At 60.2% G+C, this 17,787-nt stretch carries 16 protein-coding genes; 5 read left to right on the plus strand and 11 right to left on the minus strand.

Going from position 1 to position 17,787, the window contains the following annotated elements:
• Positions 1–238: 238 nt before the first annotated feature.
• Genes glpA through glpC form a run of 3 tightly spaced genes read left to right on the plus strand, consistent with a single transcriptional unit; the run spans position 239 to position 4,261 of the window.
• Entirely contained in the window at positions 239–1,867 is a 1,629-nt protein-coding gene (glpA, locus tag V1566_RS18730) for an anaerobic glycerol-3-phosphate dehydrogenase subunit A (protein ID WP_395304298.1), read from the plus strand.
• Positions 1,857–3,074 carry a glycerol-3-phosphate dehydrogenase subunit GlpB gene (glpB, locus tag V1566_RS18735; protein WP_395304299.1) on the plus strand — a complete coding sequence of 406 codons (1,218 nt, stop codon included), beginning with the start codon at positions 1,857–1,859 and terminating at the stop codon, positions 3,072–3,074. The genes glpA and glpB overlap by 11 nt, the downstream gene beginning before the upstream one ends.
• On the plus strand, positions 3,071–4,261 hold the full coding sequence (gene glpC, locus V1566_RS18740) for an anaerobic glycerol-3-phosphate dehydrogenase subunit GlpC (RefSeq protein ID WP_370732935.1): 1,191 nt from the start codon (positions 3,071–3,073) through the stop codon (positions 4,259–4,261). The genes glpB and glpC overlap by 4 nt, the downstream gene beginning before the upstream one ends.
• Before the next feature lie 33 nt (positions 4,262–4,294).
• On the opposite strand, the gene V1566_RS18745 is transcribed toward glpC, so the two are convergent.
• The 10 genes from V1566_RS18745 to V1566_RS18790 all read right to left on the minus strand — a co-directional run bounded on the left by V1566_RS18745 (position 4,295) and on the right by V1566_RS18790 (position 14,163).
• Positions 4,295–5,494, minus strand: a complete 1,200-nt coding sequence (locus tag V1566_RS18745) for a nicotinamide mononucleotide deamidase-related protein YfaY (RefSeq protein ID WP_168979795.1) — start codon at positions 5,492–5,494, stop codon at positions 4,295–4,297.
• A 93-nt stretch (positions 5,495–5,587) separates the two neighbouring features.
• Positions 5,588–6,127: a YfaZ family outer membrane protein gene (locus V1566_RS18750; RefSeq protein ID WP_395304300.1), complete on the minus strand. Its 540-nt coding sequence runs from the start codon at positions 6,125–6,127 to the stop codon at positions 5,588–5,590.
• 124 nt (positions 6,128–6,251) lie between these two features.
• Positions 6,252–7,613 (minus strand): o-succinylbenzoate--CoA ligase, encoded by a 1,362-nt coding sequence (gene menE / locus V1566_RS18755; protein ID WP_395304301.1) that lies wholly within the window; start codon positions 7,611–7,613, stop codon positions 6,252–6,254.
• Positions 7,610–8,575: an o-succinylbenzoate synthase gene (menC, locus tag V1566_RS18760; RefSeq protein ID WP_395304302.1), complete on the minus strand. Its 966-nt coding sequence runs from the start codon at positions 8,573–8,575 to the stop codon at positions 7,610–7,612. The genes menE and menC overlap by 4 nt, the downstream gene beginning before the upstream one ends.
• Positions 8,575–9,432, minus strand: coding sequence for a 1,4-dihydroxy-2-naphthoyl-CoA synthase (gene menB / locus V1566_RS18765; protein WP_032659145.1), 858 nt, complete (start codon positions 9,430–9,432; stop codon positions 8,575–8,577). The genes menC and menB overlap by 1 nt, the downstream gene beginning before the upstream one ends.
• Complete coding sequence (gene menH / locus V1566_RS18770; RefSeq protein WP_395304303.1) at positions 9,429–10,205, minus strand: 2-succinyl-6-hydroxy-2,4-cyclohexadiene-1-carboxylate synthase; 777 nt, start codon at positions 10,203–10,205, stop codon at positions 9,429–9,431. Before menH ends, menB begins: the two co-directional genes overlap by 4 nt.
• Positions 10,202–11,872 carry a 2-succinyl-5-enolpyruvyl-6-hydroxy-3-cyclohexene-1-carboxylic-acid synthase gene (gene menD / locus V1566_RS18775; RefSeq protein WP_395304304.1) on the minus strand — a complete coding sequence of 557 codons (1,671 nt, stop codon included), beginning with the start codon at positions 11,870–11,872 and terminating at the stop codon, positions 10,202–10,204. Before menD ends, menH begins: the two co-directional genes overlap by 4 nt.
• A gap of 88 nt (positions 11,873–11,960) precedes the next feature.
• Entirely contained in the window at positions 11,961–13,256 is a 1,296-nt protein-coding gene (gene menF, locus V1566_RS18780) for an isochorismate synthase MenF (RefSeq protein ID WP_395304305.1), read from the minus strand.
• 86 nt (positions 13,257–13,342) lie between these two features.
• The gene (gene elaB, locus V1566_RS18785; RefSeq protein WP_008500219.1) at positions 13,343–13,648 is read right to left on the minus strand and encodes a stress response protein ElaB; all 306 of its coding nucleotides are present in this window, start codon (positions 13,646–13,648) and stop codon (positions 13,343–13,345) included.
• A 53-nt stretch (positions 13,649–13,701) separates the two neighbouring features.
• Positions 13,702–14,163 (minus strand): GNAT family N-acetyltransferase, encoded by a 462-nt coding sequence (locus V1566_RS18790; protein ID WP_395304306.1) that lies wholly within the window; start codon positions 14,161–14,163, stop codon positions 13,702–13,704.
• A 71-nt stretch (positions 14,164–14,234) separates the two neighbouring features.
• Here V1566_RS18790 and rbn point away from each other — a divergent pair, with 71 nt between their 5' ends.
• Both rbn and V1566_RS18800 read left to right on the plus strand, forming a co-directional pair.
• Positions 14,235–15,152, plus strand: a complete 918-nt coding sequence (gene rbn / locus V1566_RS18795) for a ribonuclease BN (RefSeq protein WP_395304307.1) — start codon at positions 14,235–14,237, stop codon at positions 15,150–15,152.
• Positions 15,153–15,216: 64 nt separating this feature from the next.
• Positions 15,217–16,221, plus strand: a complete 1,005-nt coding sequence (locus V1566_RS18800) for a chemotaxis protein (RefSeq protein ID WP_395304308.1) — start codon at positions 15,217–15,219, stop codon at positions 16,219–16,221.
• A 102-nt stretch (positions 16,222–16,323) separates the two neighbouring features.
• On the opposite strand, the gene nuoN is transcribed toward V1566_RS18800, so the two are convergent.
• On the minus strand, positions 16,324–17,781 hold the full coding sequence (gene nuoN, locus V1566_RS18805; RefSeq protein ID WP_029740937.1) for an NADH-quinone oxidoreductase subunit NuoN: 1,458 nt from the start codon (positions 17,779–17,781) through the stop codon (positions 16,324–16,326).
• Positions 17,782–17,787: the final 6 nt, after the last annotated feature.

Genomic DNA, 17,787 nt, shown 5'->3' on the forward strand with positions numbered 1-17,787 from the left:
GCCTTGAATTGAATGAGCAGGTGGCTCGCACCCGAATTCCAGAGGCGGGGATGTTAAGAAATCACGGTGATTGTTACTGTGAATCAACGCACAGATTGTTACAGAAATATGACGGAATGCGCAAAAAAGCGCATGAAATCACGTTTCACTTTCGAATTTCGCGCGTTTATGTTCGAAATCAAACAAACCACACGATCGATATGGCTAAATGATAAAAAACGAACATAGAGGGTAAACAATGACCATTCACGATCCTCGCTACAGCGATGTGATAATCATTGGCGGTGGCGCAACCGGCGCCGGGATCGCACGCGATTGCGCCCTTCGCGGCTTAAGCGTCACGCTTCTGGAACGCCATGATATCGCTACGGGCGCAACCGGGCGTAACCACGGCCTGCTGCACAGCGGCGCCCGGTATGCGGTCACCGACGCTGAATCCGCGCGCGAATGTATTGCTGAAAACCAGATCCTCAAGCGTATCGCCCGCCACTGCATTGAGCCGACCGACGGCCTCTTTATTACCCTTCCCGAAGATGACCTCGCTTTTCAGGACATCTTTATTACCGCCTGCACTGCAGCAGGCATTCAGGCTGAGGCCATGGACCCGGCGCTGGCGCGGCGGCTGGAACCGTCGGTTAACCCGGCGCTTATCGGCGCGGTGAAAGTGCCTGACGGCACCGTTGATCCCTTCCGCCTGACCGCCGCCAATATGCTGGACGCCCGCGAGCATGGCGCGCACATCCTGACCGGGCACGAAGTAACCGGGCTTATCCGCGAAGGTCATCGCATCTGCGGCGTGCGGATCCTTGATACGCAATATAACGAACACAGCGAGCTGTATGCCGCCGTTGTGGTCAACGCGGCGGGGATCTGGGGGCAGCGCATCGCGGAATACGCGGACCTGTCGGTGCGCATGTTCCCGGCGAAAGGCTCGCTGCTGATCCTCGACCACCGCATCAATAACCACGTGATCAACCGCTGCCGCAAACCGTCCGATGCCGATATCCTCGTCCCGGGCGATACCATTTCGTTAATCGGTACCACCTCAACCCACGTGGACTACAGCGAGATTGACTACAACCGCGTGACCGCCGAAGAGGTCGACATCCTGCTGCGCGAAGGGGAAAAACTGGCCCCGGTGATGGCCCAGACGCGTATTCTGCGCGCTTACGCCGGCGTGCGCCCGCTGGTCGCCAGCGACAACGACCCGAGCGGGCGTAACGTCAGCCGGGGCATCGTGCTGCTCGATCACGCCGAGCGCGACGGCATGGACGGGTTTATCACCATCACCGGCGGCAAGCTGATGACCTACCGCCTGATGGCCGAGTGGGCGACCGATGCCGTCTGCCGCAAGCTGGGCAATACCGAACGGTGCGTGACGGCAGAACAAGCCCTGCCCGGCTCGCGTCAGTCCACCGAAAAAACGCTGCAAAAAATTATATCTCTGCCCGCGCCGCTGCGCGGGTCCGCTATTTACCGCCACGGCGACAGAACGCCACAGTGGCTCGGTGAAGGAAGGTTGAGCCGTAGCCTGGTGTGCGAGTGCGAAGCCGTCACCGCCGGTGAGGTGCAGTACGCGGTGGAGAGCCTGACGGTCAACAGCCTGCTCGATCTTCGCCGCCGCACCCGCGTTGGAATGGGCACCTGTCAGGGCGAGCTGTGCGCCTGTCGTGCCGCCGGGTTATTGCAGCGTTTTCACACCACCACCGCCACACAGTCGCTCGATCAGCTCAGCGCGTTTTTAAACGAGCGCTGGAAAGGCATTCAGCCTGTCGCCTGGGGCGATGCCCTGCGCGAAAGCGAATTTACCCGCTGGGTCTACCAGGGGCTTTGCGGTCTTGAGAAGGAGCAACGCGATGAAATTTGATACCGTCATCGTCGGCGGCGGGCTGGCAGGCCTGCTTTGCGGCATCAAACTCACGAAGCAGGGGCTTCGCTGCGCCATAATCACCCGGGGCCAGAGCGCCCTGCACTTCTCGTCGGGCTCGCTGGATCTGGTGGACGAAGCGTACCGCGATAAGCTACCGCCGGAGCACCCGTATCACCTGATTGGCGCGCACCATATTGACCGCTTTGCACTGGAAACCGAAGCGCTGCTGGCGGACTGCGGCGCGCGTCTGAAGGGAAGCGCCCGGCTCAATCACCAGCGCGTCACGCCGCTCGGCACCCTGCGCTCTGCCTGGCTCAGCCCGGAGGAGGTACCCGTTGCACCCTTCAATGCCGCGCGCGTGCGGGTCGTGGGTATTAGCGGCTTTCTGGATTTTCAGCCCCATCTCGCGGCGGCGTCGCTCTGTCGCCAGGGCGTTAACGCCGAAACGGCAGAGATAGAACTGCCCGAGCTTGATGTCCTGCGCGATAACCCGAGCGAGTTTCGCGCGGTGAATATCGCCCGTTTTCTGGATAACGAGGACAAATGGCCGCTGCTGTATGACGCGCTCAGGCCGCTCAGCGACGGCTGCGACGCCCTGCTGATGCCCGCCTGCTTTGGTTTACGCGACAACCGGCTCTGGCGCTGGCTCTCGGATCGGCTGCCCTGCTCGCTCGGCCTGCTGCCCACGCTGCCCCCTTCCGTACCCGGCATTCGCCTGCATACCCAGCTCCAGCGCCAGTTTGTCGCGCAGGGCGGCGTGTGGATGGCGGGCGATGAGGTGAAAAAAATCACCCTGATCGACGGCGCGGTGAGCGAAATCTGGACGCGCAACCACGACGATATTCCGCTTCGTGCCCGCTATACGGTGCTGGCAAGCGGCAGCTTCTTCAGCAACGGGCTGCTGAGCAGCCGGGAGGGCATCCGGGAAGCCATTATGGGGCTGGATGTTCGCCAGCGAACCTCCCGCTCTGACTGGTATCAGAGTGATTTCTTCTCGCCGCAGCCCTGGCAGCAGTTCGGCGTGATTGTCGATGACCAGCTGCATCCGCAACTTTCCGGTAAGCCCGTCAGTAATCTCTTTGCCATCGGCTCGCTGCTGGGCGGGTACGATCCCATTGCTCAGGGATGCGGTGGCGGGGTCTGCGCCATCACGGCGCTGTATGTGGCAGAGCAGATTAGCCAGCGCACGGAGGCTGAACAATGAACGACACCCGTTTTGAAAGCTGCATTAAATGCACGGTGTGTACCACCGTCTGCCCGGTCAGCGGCGTGAACCCACGCTATCCCGGGCCAAAGCAGGCCGGACCAGACGGCGAGCGTCTGCGTCTGAAGGACGGCAAGCTGTATGACGAGGCGCTGAAATACTGCATTAACTGCAAACGCTGCGAAGTCGCCTGCCCGTCGGATGTTAAAATCGGCGATATCATCCAGCGCGCCCGGGCGCGCTACAGCACGCAAAAGCCGACGCTGCGGGACGCGATCCTGAGCCATACCGATCTGATGGGCAGCGTCTCGACGCCCTTTGCCCCGCTGGTGAATGCCGCGACCTCGCTCAAACCGGTGCGCCAGCTGCTGGATGCGACGCTGAAGATAGACCATCACCGCAGCCTGCCAAAATATTCTCACGGCACCTTCCGCCGCTGGTACAAATCCGTCGCGGCGGAACAGGCGAAGTATGCCGACCAGGTGGCCTTTTTCCACGGCTGCTATGTGAATTACAACCATCCGCAGCTGGGTAAAGATCTGCTGAAGGTGCTAAACGCCATGGGAACGGGCGTTCAGCTACTGAATAAAGAGAAGTGCTGCGGCGTACCGCTGATTGCCAACGGGTTTACCGATAAAGCGCGCAGGCAGGCTCAAAGCAATGTCACCTCCCTGCGCGAAGCGATTGTCGATAAAGGTATTCCGGTGCTGGCGACCTCGTCCACCTGTACCTTTACCCTGCGCGACGAGTACCCGCATCTGCTCGACGTGGACAATACCGGCCTGCGCGAGCACATTGAGCTGGCGACACGCTTCCTGTGGCGCAAACTGGATAGCGGGCAGACGTTGCCGCTGGGGACATTACCGCTGAAGGTGGTCTATCACACGCCGTGTCATATGGAGAAAATGGGCTGGTCGCTCTATACGCTTGAGCTGCTGCGGCTTATTCCAGGCCTGGAGCTGACGGTACTGGATTCGCGCTGCTGCGGGATTGCGGGGACCTACGGCTTTAAGCGTGAAAACTACGAAACGTCACAGGCGATTGGCGCCCCGCTGTTCCGTCAGATTGAAGAGAGCGGCGCGGATATCGTGGTAACGGACTGCGAAACCTGCAAGTGGCAGATTGAGATGTCCACCAGCAAGCGCTGCGAACATCCAATCACCCTGCTGGCGAAGGCGCTGGGCTGAACATGGCCGGGGCGAAAGGCCCCGGCACAGGTTTTACTCGATGAACAGCGACTCGACAACGTTAATCCAGCCGTGCTCGCTGGCAACCTCTTTACCATTCAGCCAGCGGCGCAGCATGTTCAGCGCCATCATGGCGCAAACCTCCTGACGCACCGCCAGGCTATGGCGGGTGATGCTCATTTTTACCCGCAGGGCCCAGGTGCCTTCCGGCGTCGCCAGCGCGAAGTTAAGGTATTCCTCATCCAGCCCCCCGACAAACAGCGCCAGACCGGCAAAATGCTTCACCCTTCTCTCGGAAGCCCAGCGTGCGGTCTGCGCCAGGGTCTCCTGCTGGAACGGCACCACTTCGCTGGCCAGCAGCGGCGCGTTGACGCGCGACAGCTGCAGCGCCAGCAGGCCACCGGTGAACTGCTCGCTTAAGGTCACGCTCAGCTGACGCGACTGCAGATGCGTCGCAATCTGCGCGGGCAACCCTTCCGTCCCTTCAAAGATCAGGCTTTCGCCCGCCACGCGCTGCACCTCGGGCCACAGGGCCAGCATCGCCTCTTTCTGCTCGGCCGGGCCTGTCAGCTTCAGTTCAATGATTGGCATAGAGGAGCGATAGCCCATGGACACGCCCGGCGGCAGCGGGAGGGGGTCAAGGCTCTGGGCCAGATCGCTTTCCGAGCGACCAAAGGTGGTCAGACGCAGGCAAAGCGGCGGTTCAGGCAGAGTAAAACGATCGCGAAGGCGCGGCAGGATCTGCTGCTCGACCATCACTTTAAATTCTGAGGGCACGCCAGGCGTAAAGAACATCAGGCAGCGGTTCAGCTGCATGGCAAACCCGCACGCGGTACCCACCGGGTTATCGACCAGCTCGGCGCTGGCGGGAATTTCCGCCTGTTTGCGGTTGCTGGGGGCCATGACGCGGCCACGTTCGGAGAAAAAGCGCTCCATCTGCGAAAGCCACGCCTCGTGCAGCACCAGCCCTTCGCCTTTTGCGGTTGCGGCGGCCAGCGCGCTGAGATCGTCGCTAGTGGGGCCGAGCCCGCCATTCACAATCAGCACGTCGCAGTGCTCGCTGCGCTCGCGCAGAATAGCGACCAGCGACTCAAGATTGTCGCCTACGGTATTGCGGCGCGTTAACGGTAATCCTTGCTCAAAGAAAAGATCGGCAAGCCAGGCAGCATTGGTATCGATAATTTGTCCATGCAGCACTTCGTCGCCGGTGGATAACATCTCCACGTTAATCATTATGTTCTCCCGCTTATTTGGTCAAAACACTATAGCGCAAACGCGGGGTGGAGAAGAGAGAAACTGGCGCGACAGAATGCCGCGCCGGAGTGATTAGAAGCCTGCGCTGACGCCCACGTACGGGCCGTCGGCCAGCGCGTTGTCGCGGTTGCCGTCTTTACCGGCCAGGTTCAGATAGCGATAGCCCGCTTCGAGGGTAATTGGACGCATGATGGTCCAGCGCGCGCCGGCGTTGGCCTCTTCATAGCTTTCGATACCGCTTGAGAGGGAGTCCGGCGAATAGTAGTACTCACCAAACAGGCCGAAGCTGTCGCCAATTTTCCACTGCAGGCCGCCGCCCACTGCCGCCGCGTACCCTTCGTCACCGTCATTTGGGTTGGTATAGATACCTTTACCGCCGACGGTGGCCAGGAACGGGCCAAGAGGAATGTTCAGACCCAGGCCGAGGCTGGCCGCGTCGCCGTCGTCATCGTTATGCGTCCAGCCGCCGGTCATCGCCAGACCGGAAGTCTCGGTACCCATGCCAAAGCCCAGGTGGGTGTAATCCTGACCCGCCGAGCCGTTAATGCTGATGGCGTTAGCCGCCGCAGATACAACCATCAGGCCGAAGCCCAGTAATGCCACTTTTTTCATTGTCGTGATCCCGCACAATTATTATAAAGAAGTCCCAAAACCGCGAGATTTTAACCGGAGTCTCACGGGGATCAAGCACTCTGCGTGCGGCAGAACGGTAGATTGTAACTATTTGAAACGGCTATTATCCCTTCAGCGATGCGTTCACCCACTGCTGCAACGCGCGGCGCGAGATTTTAATGCCGCCATTTTTGAGTTCGTTCGGCAACAGCAGCCAGCGGACGGGTTGCTCAAAACGCGCCACCTTATCCCTGACCCAGTCAGGCAAACAGGTGATATCCGTTCCCGGCTCGCACTCCACTACCGCCACCGGACGTTGCCCAAACTCGGCGTCGTCCAGCGGGACGATAAACACCTGGTTAATCTGCGGATGGCGGGCGATAACACGCTCAAGGCTCTCCGGCTGGATCCCTTCTCCGCCGCTAAAAAAGAGGTTGTCCATGCGGCCCAGGATCGTCAGACGGCCGTCATGCCATTCACCGCGATCCCGGGTGGCGAACCATCCCTGCGCGTTGGTCAGCGGAACTAATTCGCCGTCCCGCCAGTAGCCTGAAGCCATGCTCTCTGCCCGGATCCAGACCTCACCGTTAACCACCTGCACCTCTCTGCCCGGCAGCGCATAGCCTACGTCCGGCTCGCCGTCCGCCGCTTTCGCGCAGACGGTAGAGGCAAACTCGGTCAGGCCGTAGCCGCAGAAGGTGCGAATCCCCTGCTCGCGCGCCTGCTGCGTCAATTCAACAGGGATGGCGGCCCCGCCCAGAAGCACCGCTTTCAGTGCGACAGGCTGGTGGGTATTAAGCAGACGCCAGAGCTGGGTCGGCACCAGCGAGGCATGCGTACAGCCGAGCAGCGCCTGCGCCAGCGGCTGTTTCTCGCGCACGGTTAACCGCGCCCCGGCCTGCAGCCAGCGCCATAAAATCCCCTGGCCGGAAACGTGAAACAGCGGCAGCGAAAGCAGCCAGTCGTCGTCTTCACCGTAGGGCATCAGCGCCAGCACGCCGCGCGCGCTGGCGAGATGGGCGGCACAGGTATGCACCGCCGCTTTCGGCAGCCCGGTGGAGCCGGAGGTCAGCGTCATGGACGCCAGCCGCGACGGTTGCCACGCAACGCGATATTCACCCGTACGCTCGCGCATGCGCAGGGCAGGAAGACACTCACAGGTACCGTCCAGCGCCAGCGCAAAGCGCAGCGTCATCTGCGGGAGCAACACGTCCAGCAGCGGGCGAGGCAGCTGCGGATTAACGGGCAGAATACGCGCTCCGCACTGGAGCAGCGCCAGCCACGCCAGAAGGGTTTGCGGGTGGTTATGGGCCAGCAGCAGCACGCCGTCGCCCGCCTCCACGCCCTGCAGATGAAACTCTGCCGCCAGGCGGTCGATGCGGGTGCACAGCTGCTGCCAGCTGAGCACCTCGTCGTTCAGCCTGAGGGCCGGTTTATCAGCAACCTGCGCACGCCAGTGCCGCCACGGCCAGTCGGTAAAACTCATCGCAGCGGCTCCAGCGCCGAGACGTCGAGGCACGGCAGCGCGCTGTCCGGCCACGTGCGGATAAGCTGGGCCTGCATCAGGTTCAGCGTGTCGAGGCCGGGGATCGTGTCCGGCGTTAGCCAGGCGGCAATGCGCGCCAGCTGGGTCAGCCCAAGGCTGGACTCAATCGACGAGCTGATGACCGCCGTCAGCCCCAGCGCGTGCGCCGCCGAGACCTGCTCGCGCACTTTCGCCAGGCTGCCGGTCAGCGTTGGTTTAATCACCACCGCGCTGACGCCGGGCTCGGCGACAAATTCAAAATCGTCCTCGCGCAGGCTTTCATCCCAGGCGATGGCTATCCCCGTTTCGCGGGCAAACGCGCGCGAATCGTCGCGGGTTTTGCACGGTTCTTCGAGGAAGGCAATGCGGCTGCGGTACGCCGGGTTGACGTACTTTGCAAACTGCTGCGCCTTGAGCGGCGTCCAGGCGCGGTTAGCGTCCAGACGCAGATGAAGGTCGGGGATCGCCTCCAGCAGCAGGTTGGCGACCATGCCGTCGCGCACCGCTTCGTAGAGACCAACTTTAATTTTCGCCACTTTCTCGCCAGGCATGGCGGAGAGCAGCGCGAACAGCTCGTCAGGATCGCCCGTACAGAGCGGTGCCGCGCGGTAGTTAGCCTCTTCAGGCAGGCTGCCGTCGAGCTCCGCCAGCGCGCAGCTGATACCAAAAGCCGCGGAAGGCACGTCCGGCAACGCCGGATCCGCGCCCTCGCGCCACGCGTCAGCCCACGCCAGCAATGCTGACTGCGCGTCATCCAGCGACTCCAGGCTAAAGCCAGGCAGAGGCGAAATCTCACCCCAGCCTTCCCGCTCGTCCTGCTGCAGATGTACGAAGAAGCCGTCACGGTTTTTTAACCGCCGTTCACGCAGCACCACGCCCGCGTCCATCGGTATCTGCCAGCGGTAAACCTGCGCGCGACGCATTACGGGTTCCGTTTGTATTTGCTGAAGTCCGGCTGGCGTTTTTCGTTAAACGCGTTGCGCCCTTCCTGACCCTCTTCGGTCATGTAGAACAGCATGGTGGCGTTACCCGCCAGCTCCTGCAGACCCGCCTGACCGTCACAGTCGGCGTTGAGCGCGGCCTTCAGGCAGCGCAGCGCCATCGGGCTGTTTTGCAGCATTTCACGGCACCAGCGCACGGTCTCTTTTTCGAGATCGGCAATCGGTACCACGGTATTCACCAGGCCCATATCCAGCGCTTCCTGAGCGTTGTACTGACGGCACAGGAACCAGATTTCGCGGGCTTTTTTCTGCCCGACGATGCGCGCCATGTACGAGGCGCCCCAGCCGCCGTCGAAGGACCCGACTTTCGGGCCGGTCTGGCCGAAGATGGCGTTCTCGGCGGCAATGGTCAGATCGCACATCATGTGCAGCACGTGACCGCCGCCGATGGAGTAGCCCGCCACCATCGCCACCACCGGTTTTGGACAGGTGCGGATCTGACGCTGGAAATCGAGGACGTTCAGGTGGTGCGTACCCGCATCGTCCTGGTATCCGCCGTAGTCGCCGCGCACTTTCTGATCGCCACCGGAGCAGAACGCCTTATCGCCTTCGCCGGTCAGGACAATCACGCCGACGTTATCGTCGTAGCGCGCATCCGCCAGGGCCTGAATCATCTCTTTCACGGTCAGCGGACGGAAGGCGTTACGCACCTGCGGGCGGTTGATGGTGATTTTGGCAATGCCGTCGGTGGATTTGTGGTAACGAATGTCGGTGTAGCCTTCGGAGCAGTCCTGCCATTCAACCGGGGCGTAGAGCATGTTTTCATCAGGATAGATCATAGAGTGTCCTTTATTCGATAACGCAGTATCTGAGCCAGACTCGCGATAACCGCATCGGGGTTTTCCCGGTGGGCGTTGTGTCCGGCATTGGGAATGGCATGGCGAACGGCGTTCACTTCCGCGGCAAGGGCCGCGAACTTCTCATCCCGTTCGCCATAGAGATAGTCAAAAGAGAAATCGCGTGCGCTAAGCGCGGCACGCAAATCCGGCTGCACGGCCAGCGAAGTCGCCTCGAGCATCATCGCCAGCGTAGCGCCGTTGTTCTGGCTGCGCAGGGTAATCAGCGCCTCGCGCCGATCGTCCGTAAGAGAGGCGAACACGGGCTGTTGATACCAGTCAGTGAACACCTTCTCCAGCGGTTCAGTGCGAAAACGCGTTGCCCAGCGGCGGTCGGATGCCAGCCGCGCATTTCGCGCATCGGCATCCTGCAGGCCTGGATGACCGCCCTCCACCATCACGCCCAGCAGCCCGTTTGCCTGCTGGCAGGCGTGGAACATCGCAATGCGGCCGCCGAGGGAGTACCCGATGAGCCAGAATTTCAGTATGTTGTAACTAAGAAGGGTTCGGGTGAGCAACCTGCTCATCTCGTCAAACCCCGTCACGCCCAGATCCTGGGATCCACCGTGACCCGGCAAATCCAGGTACAGCCGGGGGTAATCGCTGAGCCCTTCACCGACCCTCTGCCACTCGCGGCAGTCGCCCGAAAAACCGTGCAAAAAGACCAGCCAGGGATAGCCGGGTTTTCCGGCCTGCTGTACGCCAGAGAGGATCACAGCTGGCTCACCTGTGCCAGCAGGCTTTGCAGGGCCTGCGCACCGTCAGCATCGTTCACCACCAGCTCAATCAGCGTCGCACCCGGCTGCTTCCAGGCGCTGCTTAACGCCGCGTCCAGCTGTTCCCAGCTTTCCGGGCGATGGTATTTCAGGCTAAACATCGCCGCGGCGTGTTCGAACTGCACGTTCTGCGGCATCAAATAGAAGCGCTCGCGCTCGCTCTGCGGCGTTGGCAGCAGGGAGAAAATCTGCCCGCCGTTGTTGTTGACCACAATCAGCACAAATGGGGCAGATGCCTGACGCAGCAGCGCCAGCGCGTTGAGATCGTAGAGCGCGGAGAGATCGCCCACGATCGCCAGCGTTGATTTCGCGCTGGCGCGCTGCACGCCCGCCGCCGTGGAGATCAGCCCGTCGATGCCGCTGGCGCCGCGGTTGCTGTACACCGGGTAGCCCGCGGGCAGCTTCGAAAACGCGTCAATCAGCCGCACGACCAGGCTGTTGCCGACAAACAATTGCCCCTGTTCAGGCAGGCACTGGCGAATACGGTGCGCCAGCCCGGCCTCGCTAAACGCTTCACAGTGCGCTTTGGTCAGTTCCCACGCCTGGCGCGAAAGGTCCGGAATGGCCACCGCCCAGGGCTTGCGTTTCTCAGCCGGATGAAGCGTCAGCCAGGTATCGATGCTGCTGACCAGACGACGCCCGCGGTGGTGCGCCGGGTCAAGCCGTCCTTCCAGCGAATCCACCAGCCAGTACTCTTCCGGCGTGCAGGTGGCCTGCCACTGCAGTAAGCGTTTGCCGGTCAAACTCGATCCAAGCTGGACCACAATCTGCGCCTGCGCAAGCTCGGTGACCGCTTTGGCATTCCCCAGCCAGAGGTCGGCGCACGGCAGCGGCTGACCGGTCTGGGAAAGCACGTCGCCTATCAGCGGCCAGCCAAGGGTTTGCGCCCATTCGGCAACCAGTTTGCCTTCGGCGGCGCTCATGCGCCCGGCAATCACCACGCCGCGCTTCTGCCGCCAGAAGAACCAGTCGCGCTGTTTCGCGCTCTCAAGATGCGTCTGCTCGCGCAGCCACGGTTTTTCACTCTCCCACCAGTCGCCAAGCGACTGCTGCCAGTCAAGACCCGTATCGTCCAGCTCACCGTACAGCGGCTCGGCAAACGGGCAGTTGATATGTAACGCCCCGCTACGCAACGTCTCCATGGCGTGATCGACGGTGGAGACCAGCCAGCTTGCCGGAATATCCTGGGTGGGACGCGGTAACGAAATCGTCTGCGAAGGATGTGAAGAAAAGAGCCCCGGCTGGCGAATGGCCTGATTAGCGCCGCAGTCGATAAGCTCAGGGGGGCGATCGGCCGTCAGTAAGATCAGTTTTTCACCGGTTAACCCGGCTTCAATCAGGGCCGGATAGAGGTTCGCCACGGCGGTACCGGAGGTGACGATCACCGCCACAGGTTCTTTGCTGACTTTCGCCAGACCCAGCGCAAGATGGCCGAGACCGCGTTCATCAAAGTGGGTGTGGTGGATCAACGCCCGGTTTTCAGCGGCCGCCAGCGTCAGCGGCGTTGAGCGAGAACCCGGTGCAATACACACGTGCCTGACGCCATGGCGCGTCAGGGCTTCAAGGATCACCGCCGCCCAGCGTCGGTTAAAAGAACTTACTGACATGAGATTGTCCGGTATCAAGAATGCGACACAGTATAAATAATAGAAAAAATTGGAATTTTGATATGAATCGGGATTGCGCGATTCAGTATTAATCCCTTAGGAGCAGAGAGCGCAATCCGGCGGCTTTATTTTCAATCTCCTGCCACTCCTGCTCCGGGTCAGATCCGCTGACAATACCGGCGCCGGCGTAGAGCCGCAGGGAATCCTCCAGCACGCGCGCGGAGCGCAATGCCACGCAGAACTCACTCTGTTCGGGGGATAAGTACCCGGCCGAACCGGCGTACCACTCGCGGTTAAAGGGCTCAACCTTCTGGATAAACTCGCGCGCGGGCTGTCGGGGTAATCCGGCAACGGCCGCGGTCGGCTGTAACATGAGCAGACACTGCTCGTCATCGGCCAGTTTAAGCTCGGTCCAGATACAGCGGCGCAAATGCTGCACCTTACGCAGGCGCACCACCTGGGCGGGCAGTACCTCAAGCGTCTGCGTATGGTGCTGAAGACGCTGGCAGATATCTTCCACGACCAGCATATTCTCGCGCTGGTTTTTATCATCGTTCAGCAACCACTCGCCGAGACGCTGCGCCTGGCTATCATCGGTATGGCTGGCAACGGTGCCCGCCAGCGCTTCGGTACGCAGCAGCCTGCCGCGCCGCCGCCACAGACGTTCCGGCGTAGAGCCAAGAAACGCGTTGCTGGCGTCGAACACCATGCAGAAATGGTAGCAGTGTAAATTCAGGGCGCGGCTGGCCGCCATCAGCGCGACGGGGTTAACGCGCTGCGTGAACTGCAGATCGGTTGCCCGGGCGAGAACCACTTTTTCAAAATCACCGCGCGCGATGGTCTCTGTCGCCGAGCGGATAAGCTTCAGCCATTCGGCCTGCTGCGGCTGATGGGTTTCGTGTTCAACCTGAACGGAGAGCGGACGAATAGATCTCGCAGGACGGAGCTGCTGTAAAAAATTCAGCGCGGCGCGGGCATCCTCCTCAAGCGAACGGTCGCTCCACAGCTGCAGGCGCAGCATGGCGTTGCCGGCGGTGCGTCGCCAGAGCAGCCGCGGTAAAAAGAGGCTGCCCTGCTCCGGATTAAAGGCGTTCAGGCCGCAGATGCGGGTATCACCTGCCGCGTTTTGCTCGCGCAAAAACTGCGAGGCTAACGCCAGCGAGGAAAATTGGGTGACTGCCCCCAGCGCGGCCAGCTCTTCATCGCCGTTACGCTGCTGCCAGTAAAACTGCGGATAACACTGCTGCTCGCCCAGCCAGGCGAGGGGATCGAAGGCGTCGTTTAACGGGAAAGAGACGTCGAAATGACGTATGCCGGGTGCTACAGGTAACGCTTGCGATAGCTGGGTACGCAGTTGCTCCAGCGCGAGGAAAATCGAATTCACGCGAACCTCTCCCTGTTAAAACCTCGTATTATACGGGGTACTGGCAATAAATAGCAGTACCCACGTATAGGGAGTGGTTAAGCGGCTTAACGACGGGCCAACAGCAGCCCCAGCACCAGGCCTACGGCAGCACCTACTCCAATGCCCTGCCACGGTTTTTCATGCACGTAATCATCGGCACGATACACCGCTTTTTTGGCGCGGTAGTAGTAGGTATCAGACGCATGGCTGACGCGGTTTTTCACTTCATGCAGCGCCTGTTCGGCACGGGCTTTTAGCTCAATATATTTCTGATCGGCAGGGTCGCCCGAGGAACGTAACACCTCTTCCAGCGTTTCGCTCAGTAAGGCCAGGTCGTCGTCGATACGGGTATCCCAGGATTGAAATGACATATTTTTCTCCATGTTAGTACACCAGTCCGCTAACTATAGCCAACGAGATGCCATTACGCCTGTTTCACTTCTCGCGCCATGCCGATGTGCGGAATGCCATCTTCGTCATACACTTCCGTTACCGGCGTGAAGCCAAAGTGGGCATAGAACGACTGCAGGTGCGCCTGCGCGCCCAGATATAACGCCTTGTCCGGCCACTGTTTCCGGCACGCTTCCAGCGTTTTTTCCATCAGCTGATAGCCCAGTTTTTCACCGCGCGCCTTGCCGCTGATGATGACGCGGCCAATGACGACAGGCTCAAAATCGTCTTCGCTTTTCAGAATCCTCGCATACGCCACCAGCTCGTTATCCCGCCAGCCGAGGATATGGCGGTTCTCGCCAACGAGGTCATCGCCATCGATGTCCTGATACGGGCAGGTCTGTTCCACAACAAACACTTCGCAGCGCAGCTTCAGCAGGGCGTAAAGTTCATTTACGGCGAGGTCACTATGATGTAAATCTTGCCACTGGATCATGTCAGTCTCCTTCCTGGGGTTCATCACGTTATACTAAACCCCTCCCCGTTCGGCAAAGGGCTGATTGCGTTATGGAACTGATTTTTCTGGGTACGTCCGCTGGCGTGCCAACCCGCTCACGGAACGTGACGGCGATCCTGCTGGATCTTAAGCACCCCACCCGTGGCGGGCTGTGGCTGTTTGACTGCGGTGAAGGGACGCAGCATCAGCTGTTACACACCGTTTATCACCCCGGCAAGCTGGATAAAATCTTTATCACCCACCTGCATGGCGACCATCTGTTTGGCCTTCCCGGCCTGCTGTGCAGCCGCTCGATGGCCGGTAACGCCAACCCGCTGACGATTTACGGGCCAGCGGGTATTCGTGAATTTGTTGAAGCTACGCTGCGCCTGAGCGGGTCATGGACCGATTATCCGCTGGAGGTCGTTGAGATTACCGAAGGCCTGGTATTCGATGACGGAGATTATCGGGTTACTGCTCAACCGCTCAATCATCCTGTGGAATGCTATGGCTACCGTATTGAGGCGCATGACAAACCCGGCGCGCTGGATGCCGCCGCGCTGATGGCAGACGGCGTTAAACCCGGGCCGCTGTTCCAGCGTCTGAAGCACGGAGAGACCATCACGCTGGAGGACGGACGCGTTATCAACGGGCAGGATTATCTCGCCGCACCGCAGCCGGGCAAAAAACTGGCCATTTTTGGCGATACGGCCCCGTGCCCGGCGGCGCTCACGCTGGCACAGGGCGTGGACGTGATGGTGCATGAAGCGACGCTTGAAACGGCGATGGAAGAGAAAGCCAACAGCCGGGGCCACAGCTCCACGCGTCAGGCGGCGCAGCTTGCCCGTGATGCGGGTGTAGGGAGACTGATCGTCACCCATGTCAGCTCGCGCTACGACGCGCGGGGATGCGCAGGCCTGCTGGCAGAGTGCCGTACGCTGTTCCCGGAATGTGAGCTGGCCGAAGATTTCGCTCAGGTCAGCGTTTAGTCCTTCATTTTTCCCTCAGGATGCCGATAACGATTAAAAGGTCAGCATTTCTCTCGAGGGTAGAATGGATAATTTCCAGAAAGATATTGATGACAGGGCGAATCTGACCCTGTCAAACCGTTTTGAACTGTTGCTGTTCCGTCTTGGCACCTCTCTGAACGAAAATAAGTCCGAGCTGTTTGGCATTAACGTCTTTAAGCTGCGTGAAATTGTGCCGATGCCGGAGTTCACAAAACCCGCCGGGATGAAGTCACCGCTGATGGGAATGGTGAATATTCGCGATCAGGTGATCCCGGTGATTGACCTGGCCGCCGTGGCGGGCTGTAAGCCCACCACCGGGCTGAACATTCTGCTGATCACCGAATATGCGCGCAGCGTGCAGGCGTTTGCCGTGGAATCGGTTGAGAACATCATGCGTCTGGACTGGAAGCAGGTGCACACGGCCGAAACCGCCGTCAGCGGTCGCTACATCACCAGCATTGCGTGTCTTGACGAGAAGACCGATACCAACGATCTGGCGATGGTGCTGGACGTTGAGCAGATCCTGTATGACATCACCCCGGCCAATCACGATCTGCACGCCACGAATCTGAAGACCACCAAATTCCATATCAAGCCAGGCGCTGTCGCCATCGTCGCGGAAGACTCCAAAGTGGCGCGCTCGATGCTGGAGAAAGGTCTGCAGGCAATGGAGATCCCGGCACAGCTGCATATCACCGGCAAAGAAGCGTGGGAAAAAATTGGCGCGCTGGCGGCACAGGCCCAGGCTGAAGGGGTTCCCATCACCGATAAGATCGCTCTGGTGCTGACCGACCTCGAAATGCCGGAGATGGACGGTTTTACGCTGACGCGCAAAATCAAAACCGACCCGGTACTGAAAGATATTCCGGTGGTGATCCACTCTTCCCTTTCCGGCAACGCTAACGAAGACCATATTCGCAAGGTGAAGGCGGACGGGTACGTGGCGAAGTTTGAGCTGAACGAGCTGTCGTCGGTGATTGAGGAAGTGCTGGACCGCTCGATGAAGAAGATTGACGGGCCGTTGATTAGTCGCAAGCAGCTGGCTTAGTCGGGTGGCGCTACGCTTACCCGACCTACAAAACCCGTAGGCCCTGCAAGCGTAGCGCCGCTGGGCAAACCATAAAAAAACCCGCCGAGGCGGGTTTTTGTTTTACATCAGCGGCATCGCTCGCTGCACGATATCAATCAGCGGTTGCGGATAGATACCGAAGATCAGCACCAGCAGCGCGGAGATAAGCACGACGATACCCCCGGCGCTGTACTGCCAGTTGGTTGGAGCATCACGGTTGAGCTGCTGAGGCGCGCTCAGGTACAGGCTCACGGCCACGCGCAGGTAGTAGTAGAGACCAATCGCGGAGCCGATAACCACGCCCGCAGTCAGCCACCACAGGTGCGCCTGCACACCGACGGCCAGCACGTAGAATTTACCGATAAAGCCGAGCGTCATCGGGATACCCGCCAGAGAGAGCATCATCACGGTCATCACTGCGGACAGGATCGGACGGTGCCAGAACAGACCACGGTAGGAGAACAGTGAATCGGCATCCGGACCACGGTACGGGCTGGACATCAGGCTCACCACGCCGAAGGCGCCGAGACTGCTGAACAGGTAACCGGCCAGATACACGCCCACGGCTTCCATCGACATCTCACCGCTCTGCAGCGCAATCAGCGCCACCATCAGGTAGCCCAGATGAGAGATAGACGAGTAGCCCAGCAGACGCTTGATGTTGGTCTGGCTCAGCGCCATCAGGTTACCGAAGATGATGGAGACGAACGCGATAATGCCCAGCACCACGCGAACCGCCTCGCTGTCACCTACCGGTGCGTACAGGAACAGACGCATGACCACACCGAAGATAGCGATTTTGCTCGCCGTCGCCAGGAAGGTCGACACCGGAGCCGGAGCGCCCTGGTAGACGTCTGGCGTCCACAGGTGGAACGGCACCAGAGAGAGTTTAAAGCCGAGACCCACGATCATCATGCCCAGACCCGCCAGCAGCAGCGGCTCATGCAGCATGCCGTCACCGAGGCTCTTGCCGAGCGCCATGAAAGAGAGGTTACCGGACTGTGCGTACAGCAGCGCAATGCCAAACAGCAGGAACGAGGACGCAGCAGCAGACAGAATGGTGTACTTGATGCTTGCTTCCAGCGAGCGCTTCTGACGGAAGGCGTAACCAATCAGACCGAACAGCGGCAGTGAGATCAGCTCAATGCCGAGGAACAGCGCGGCCAGATGGTTCGCATTCGCCAGCAGAATGCCGCCCAGCGCGGCAATCAGAACCAGCAGGTAAAACTCTTCTTTATTGTCGTTGTAGCCTTCGAGCCACGGATACGCAAAGGTACAGGTTGCCAGGCTCGCCAGCAGCACCAGACCGGTATACAGCATGGCGTAACCGTCAACGCGCATCAGCGGGGTGACGTCCATCGCCCCACCCTGGCCAACAAACCAGAGAGAGACTAACGCGGCGTTCAGGCCGATGACCGACAGCGTGGCATTCAGGAAGTGATTGCGTCGCCACGCAATGGAGAGCATCACAACCACCACCGTCAATCCGACGATCAGCAGCGGTAGCAGCGCGATCAGTTGTTGTGGAGTTATTGTCATGGCGAA

Source organism: Enterobacter sp. ECC-019 (assembly GCF_043974075.1).
GTDB classification, from domain to species: domain Bacteria; phylum Pseudomonadota; class Gammaproteobacteria; order Enterobacterales; family Enterobacteriaceae; genus Enterobacter; species Enterobacter asburiae_D.